This window comes from Rhizobacter sp. P3_B12, from assembly GCF_056402895.1.
Map to the genome: position 1 here is coordinate 1 of NZ_JBFUGN010000246.1, position 7254 is coordinate 7254.

The 7254-nt window shown below is 60.6% G+C and carries 1 protein-coding gene; it reads right to left on the reverse strand.

Annotated elements, in window-relative coordinates; translation table 11 throughout:
* Window positions 1-409: 409 nt before the first annotated feature.
* Window positions 410-6667 carry an AVAST type 3 anti-phage nuclease/ATPase Avs3a gene (gene avs3a / locus AC1D01_RS14815; protein ID WP_477867456.1) on the reverse strand — a complete coding sequence of 2086 codons (6258 nt, stop codon included), beginning with the start codon at window positions 6665-6667 and terminating at the stop codon, window positions 410-412.
* Window positions 6668-7254: the final 587 nt, after the last annotated feature.

Below are 7254 nucleotides of genomic sequence, written 5' to 3' on the forward strand. Positions count from 1 at the left end.
CGCTCCATCTCGCCCAGGAACTTCTCGCGCCTCGTCTGGCGCTTCTTGCCCGCGTACTCCAGGCTCGCAAAGCTCGTCTGTTTCATGCAACCATCCTCGCTGTCCACGCCTCGTTCGGCCATCGAGATCTGCCCGAATAAATCAGCGGTTCCCTAGAGACTTGAGCGTGCGCAGCAGCGGGTCCAATTCCCTGAGCGGCCTCATGTTCGGAGGTAGAGTGTGTCGGTGCGCCCAGAGCTTCAGAATGAGTTCAACGCATTCAGCTACGGCGGCATCTCKCGTCGCCCCGCCGGGCGCCCGTTCTGCGGCGGCGATCTTCTCAGCGACTAAGTGCGCCATCCACTGAGCCACGACATCGTCACCAAGCATCAAGCCGGCAACGATCCGCCTGCCGAGCTCGATGACTGCCTTAGAGCGAGCGATTGATTCCATCGTTGCCGATCAAGTAGTAGCGGTAATAGGGCCAGTTGTAGAAAGAGTATTCGTCATCGCCGGCCTGGTCTTTCGGCGGCTTGCGACGGACACTGACGCGTACGATCAGGCAGTCGGACCGACCATCCAGTAGTGCGCAAGTGAACTTGTCGTCGGCGCTTAGCCGATTGCCAGTAAGGGCGTCACGCTCTTCTCCGTAGCCGACGCTGCGTGACCAGGTTTCGCTCCTCATCGTGCCGCCTGATGAAAGCGTCCAAGACCTCGCGTCTGGATCCGTCGTCGGCTTCAAGGCGTCAAGGATCGTCGGACAAGGTCGCGGACCCGGGCTGGCTAGCTTGCCGGCCCAAGGGTCGTATTCGTCAAGGCGCAGTGAGTCGCTACCCGCCGTGACCCATCCGAAGAGCCGCATCTCCGGGTCACCAGAATCCCCTCGGTTGCCGATGTGGTCCGCGTCAGGCAGGTAGATGCTTCCTGGGTCAGGACTGGTCTGCAAGGCTGCCAGGAGAGCCTCTGCGTGACGGGAAGGAACAAGCACCGACGCTACTGACACGCTCTCACCATTGGCTGCATCGGTAGTCGTCCAATGCCCCCAAAGGACTTTCATGCCATCGTCTGTCGTCAACTGATCGTCCAGGTACTGTCTAGTCACCTCCCAGCACCATGAGGCATTTGATCGAGCTCCGCTCGTCGCGCCGGAGATACGGATCTCGGGGTCGCGCCGGTCAGCGAGCCACCGGTCGTCAGCGCGAGTCAACAACTGTTCCTTCAACCAGTCGTCAAAAGGGTTGTCCTCTTCTTCGGCGCGGCGGCGTATCGGCTTGGTCTTTAGAAGCAACCCAGCCACCAGCATCATGGCGTGATAGGACTGGTAGACGACTATGTCCTCTGTTTCGGGCATGGTGCCATGCGAGTGCGATGTTTCTCGTCCTCGATAAAGTCCGCGCTTATAGCGCTGATCATCGACATGCCTGTGAGGTCCCAGCGACATGCGCCCGCGCAAGGCTGACCGAGCTCGCCGCTCGATGGATTTCTCGTTCAGACCGAAGATACGGCCCAAGGGTGCGAACCAATATGGGCCAATGTCGATGCCGAAGTAGTACCTCTCGTCGTCATACGCTGGATCCGCATCTGAAGCGACGTCGTCAATGACGTCCCAGTCGCCTCTCGCGCACGTCTCAATGGAGAGCTCGGAGCGGTTTGCATCGTTCACGACAGCCAACAGATCCGTCGGCAATGCGCTTATCGCGTGGAGGCGTTTCAGTGCGTCTGACGCGAAATGCCGAATGACGACGTGTTGCTCCTTCGCGGCGGCGGCCAGAAAGGCAAGAAACGGGGTGACGGCGTTGGGTGCATCCATCGCGCCCCGTGCCAAGGCAAGACAGAGCCATTGGCGCGCGTGCCACTCGTAGAAAGTAAGCCCGCGGTCAACGAATGGCGTTGGGTCAGCAATGGTCGCGCGAGCCGCAAGCGCAGACAGCAGGGATGTCCATTCGAGTTGGAGGCAGTTGCGGATGCAATGGGTGTGTTCCCAGCGCTCCGCGGTGGAGGGCCGCGCTAGACCCGCCCAGAGGTAGCCGGCCAAGGCCTCCTCGCATGAGGATGAAGGTGCCAGCGCGTCGTCCCACGGTCCGTCACCGTCATTTGCCTCCAGAACGTCTTCCAGCAGGTCAAAGCCGAAGTTCAGGACCTCATCGKCCTCGTCGGAGTTCAAGTGCAACGCGAGCGGGTCAACCAAGTGGAATAGGTCGTTTGCACCCAGCGTATCGAGCCGCGAGAGGTACCCTTTGATCCGAGCGGCCGCGACTTCCCTTTCCGTCACGAGGCCCGCTTCGTAGAGTGCATCGAAAGGACCTCCACCCCCCCAGCCCCGGCGTCCAACGCGGTTGGGTTCACTGGTAGCAAGCGCGAGGACTGCTTTCCTCAGCTCATTGCGAACGGACTGAAGCCTCTTGCTGGGCTCCGACAGGTTCCGGGCCACGTCGATGAAGTGGTACAGGTCGAACCCGTCATCAGAAAGGATTGCGCGAAGGTACCCATCGATCTGCGACAAGGTCGCACGCTGGCACCCTTGTTTGTAGAACTCCCCAACGTACGTGCGATGGCCATACTTCTTGAGATTCCGTCGGGCCGCGTGGACAGCAACTGTGTCGCAAAGATCCAAACCGCTGAAGATTGCATCCCAGTCAGGTTTTTCGATGTCGTCGTGGAGTGCTTCCCAGGGCGCGGGAGCCTTCGTCGCCGCTTCAATGGACTCATTGGCTTCTGATGCCCGAAGCAGGCGCTCCAGGTCTGGAAGTACAACGTCGAGTGAGTCGGCCAGAGTCTCAAGCTGGCGCCAGGTCGACGCGTCGGTGAGATGGATGCGAATGAACCGATAGGCAGTCTGAAGAATCAACGTCTTTCGATCGGCGTTTGGCTCTGCATCGATGGCAGCCTTGGCGTCGTCGACGCGCTTCCATCCTCTCACGGTGCCGCTCAGCGCAATGGGGGCCCCCCTCGGAAGGTGCCCGGTGGCGACCAGCCTGTAGATCGCCATCGGGAAAAGATCGCCGGCAAACCCAAACGCTCTAYCTCGCCACCGACTCAGGATCGCCAGGCTGGATGATGGGCACAGACCGACCAGGACTTCAACGAGTCGATCCCAATCCATGTACTTGTCCCGAGCCATGTGCTCGTAGGTGAGCTCCGCTATCCGCGCCAATCGATAGGCGGTCCGAGACCTCGGTTTGTCTAGGCGGTTTGCTGCATCAGCGAGATCGAGAAACGTCGTCCACCGCGACAGGTGCTCTTCTCCAATCTTGCTCGCGATGTCGATTGCCTGGTTGAAGTAAGCGGCCGATTCCGACTTGTTGACGCAAAAGATTGCGCGCGCCAACTCCTGCAGATCGTCGACGCGCATCTCCGCATCGTTGCGCGACACGGACAACTGGGCGAAAGCCCTGGTGCTGAGCTCCAGAGACAGGTCGGCCAGGCCGTTTGTCCGCGCGGCGACACGACACATCGCAGTGAGGCTAGTCGAGTGGATTCGGTCTTGCTCATCGACCCATTTCAGGAGCGCCTCGGCCTGAGCTGGTTGAGCAGCCCCCGCGTCGCGCAGAATCTGCGTCCATTCGACAGCAGCAATCATCTCGAGATTGAAATTTCGCTGGTAGTCCCTTGATGAAGCCGATTTCGTCTGCCTCAGAGCGGATTCAATTTGCTGATTGAGATCGGCAGGCAGGCGGCGACACGCAATCTCGGCGGCCAAGACGAACCAGGCGAGGACGCCTCCAGTTGCGAGTTCGAGCAGAGTTGCTTCCCGCCCTTTGCTTTGAGATCGCGCTGGCTCGAACTCTTGGCGTACTTCTTTCGATGCGAGGTCGATCAGCGCAATTCGCTGACCGCGCAGCGCCGCCTCCAGCGCGTATGCCCTGACGAGCTTCACGCGTTCGGAGTCGAAATCGTGGAGCTGGCTGGGCGGATCTGCCGGCAAGTAGCGCCGGAGCACCGCAGCCCAAGTCGCATCGTCGCGCGGTAAGCGTCGCAGCGCTTGTGTGATCGCAGACCTGACAGCATCCAGCACGTCGCTGCCCAGCTTCCAAGAGAGATCCTCGTCTGGCAGCTTGACCTTGGGGGTCGTCAAGATATCCATCAGACGGCGCAACGGCTCTTCCGGTAACAGATGGGCGACTCGTGTTGCTTCCGCAGCGAGGCCCAGCAACATCCAAACGTCCCCGTCGGCGTGCTCGGCAAGCTCATCCAGCCGCTTGTAGTCGCCGAGATCCGCCAGTCGGGCGGCAACGAGTTTCGTGGTGTTTAAGACGGTCGTTCTCGGACGCCATCCCTTGAGGAATCTCGCGGACTCAGCGGGGCCTCGCAGCCTCAAAAGGCCGATCGCGAGTTCAGCGCGATCGGCGTCGTCGATCGCGTTATCTCTGCGGCGCTTGCGAGGCTGTTTGCTCCAAACGACCAACCACTCCCAGGCCATGCGCAATCTGCTCGTAGCCTCGGGAATGAGGTCGTCGCTGCCGGAAAGCAGCACCGCCTCGTATGCATGATGTGAGCCAAGAAATCCGCCGCCGAACGTGCGTCTAGAGACAAGCTCCTCGATGCGATCCGCAGCCAGCAGGGCGCTGGCAAGATCCGTGTTCTGCTGTATGAGGGCATTCTGGCGAGCTTCGCCAGCCACTTCTCCTCCGACCCTCAGCGCGAGCTTGGCAGCAGCCACATGGCGCCCTTGCTGTAAACAAGCTCTGAGGGCGAACATCAGGCGTTGAAGTTCTACGTCTCGTCGTTCTAAAGGGTTGAGCTCGGGCAGGCTTTCATTCGAGAGTGCGAGTGCGATCAGTTCGTCCATCCGGCCCGCGGACAGCAACAATTGAGGCAGCGCCGCCGCAACGTACGAACTGCTTGCCGCGAGGGGCTTCAGCTTTGCGAGGAATGCATCGAGTGCGGCCGCATCGGGCTTGAACGTCTCGTTGAACCAGGTTTCCGCCGGTTCGTCCAAGAAGTGCAGGCCCGCGTCCTTGACGAACAGTGGGCGCCCAAACTCAGTCGCGAACGTTCGCACTGCGCTCTCGGGCACCCCGGCGATCTGGGCCAAGATGGAAATCGGTACCAGGGGACGCAGTACCGCAAGACCCCTGCAGATGAGGTCGATCTGACTCGCTTCTGTCGGGCCCGACTCGGCTTTCAACCTGTCGACAGCCTTGGTCAGCAGGCCTCCGATTGCGCGCTGAACTGTCGTTGGCGTTGGCCCGAGTGCCATGAGCATGTCGCCGATGGGCGGGACACCTTCCATAGCCAAGGCCTGAACCCGGGGGTTGTCACTGCTGAGATAGGCGAACTCCGCGGTCTCGGCGTCTGTTGCGTCTGGGTAGGTGAGCCGTAGATGCGTGGCGCTCTCCGTCTTAGAGAATGACTCCAGCTTGATCACAAGAGTGTCGAGTGGAGCCCCCAGATGCTCTCGACGGTGGGATCGACACGTGAAAGCCAATCGCACCCCGTCGGGCATGTCAGCGTTGATCAGGTCATATACAAAGGCGCGCTCACCAATCTCATGTGCGGCCATGTATGCGTTGTCAGCTGCATCGATGATGATGCAAAGGCTCGCTTGGGGAGTACGAGCCCGTAGAAGATCGAGCGCTTGCTTGAGCCGTGATACGAAGGCTCGCATGAACGCTTTGGGATCGGCGCCCGTGGACGGAATCAACGGAAGGCAAAGCTGCTGGGCTGCAAGTTCATTCGCGATCTGGACGAGAGCGTCGCGATACCGATGGCGGTACTTCAAGGCCTGGCGGTACGTCCCGTCACCAAAGCAGTCGTACAGCACTGCGACCGACCCCTCGGGCATGGCGCGGGCCAGACGTGCCGACAGAGTTGACTTGCCCACGCCACCGTCTGCATGGATGACCACGGGGCGTTGCGCGGCAAGCAACGCCGTCAGTATGTCCGCCTGCTGCGCCCGCGGGAGCACCTGTTTTGGCTCGGAGATTAATGAGGGCGCAGGCAGGAGATCGATCTCAGTCACTTGCAAGACGCGAAGCACGTCGTAGAGCCGGATCGAACGGTCCTTCGCCCCCTCGTCTGCGGCTTTGCGAGTGACCAACTCCTTCAGTTGCAGGGGGGCGTCAGCGTCTGGCTCCGACATGTACGCGCTAAGATCCTGGCTCAGCAGATTGCGCTGCTCCCACAGATCGGGCTCGCCGGCTTCTACCGAAAAGGCTTTAAAGAAGCGCTGCACATTGCCGCCTGCCGGCTTCGCATAACGCATCAGCAGGCGGGCAGTTGCACCGTGGCGCGGTGCCTTAACGCCCGCGGCGATGTCGGCCAAGGCTTCAAGAACGCCTTCGTCGATTGGTCTGTTGGTCAGAAAGCTGAATCTCACCCTCTCGGCCAAGACGTCGATTCCGAGCGTGTTCTCCAAGTCCTTGAAGCGTTTGGCGAAACCGGCCATGGTCTTGGCCAGACCGCTCGCTGTCCACGACTGGTGCGCCTGTTTGGATGAATGCTTGAGCTGTACATAACGGATGGCCTTGGCCTCAGTCAGCTCCTCGCTTCCGTAGTAAAGGCCGACGTCAATGACCTCATCGCCAGCGTCCGTCGAGGCATCACCTTCGGCCAGCGATGCCCCTTCAATCGACACCGCCACAAGACCGTCTTTCCCGGCAAGAAGCCCGAGGCATTGCCGAGCAGCCCACTGATAGTGGAACTGGTCTCCGCTTCTAGAAGGGCCTACAGAACCTAGTGTCGCCATGTGTTTTGACGCTCCCTGCAATGTTTGTCTTTCCGCGAAGCATACTTTTGGCGCCGGCGTACCACTTACGCTAGTTTGCCCTCTCCGCTGGGGCGATGACCGCAGCGAGTACAAGACCGTGCCGTCAGAGTCAGAAGTTGAGTGGCTGCAACCGCAGCGTGGCCGCGAAGAATGTCTGCGGGGCAACGGACTGCTCGGGGTCGTTCGCGCGGATTCTGGCCAGAGAGAAGCAGTCCAGCGAGTAGGATGGGTCTTCGCCGTCGCGCAAACCGGTCCGAACGTCCTTCGTCGAGCGAGAGCAGCGCGCGCATCGGGATTGCGCTGCGCAAGACATCGCGCAGCGGCTTCGCGTCAAGCCGGCGAAGCTCGACGACATCGAACAGGACGGCAACGCGTTGCCGTAGATCAGGTCAGTGCCATACGCCTTCCGCCTAGGGAACCGCTGATTTATTCGGGCAGATCTCGATGGCCGAACGAGGYGTGGACAGCGAGGATGGTTGCATGAAACAGACGAGCTTTGCGAGCCTGGAGTACGCGGGCAAGAAGCGCCAGACGAGGCGCGAGAAGTTCCTGGGCGAGATGGAGCG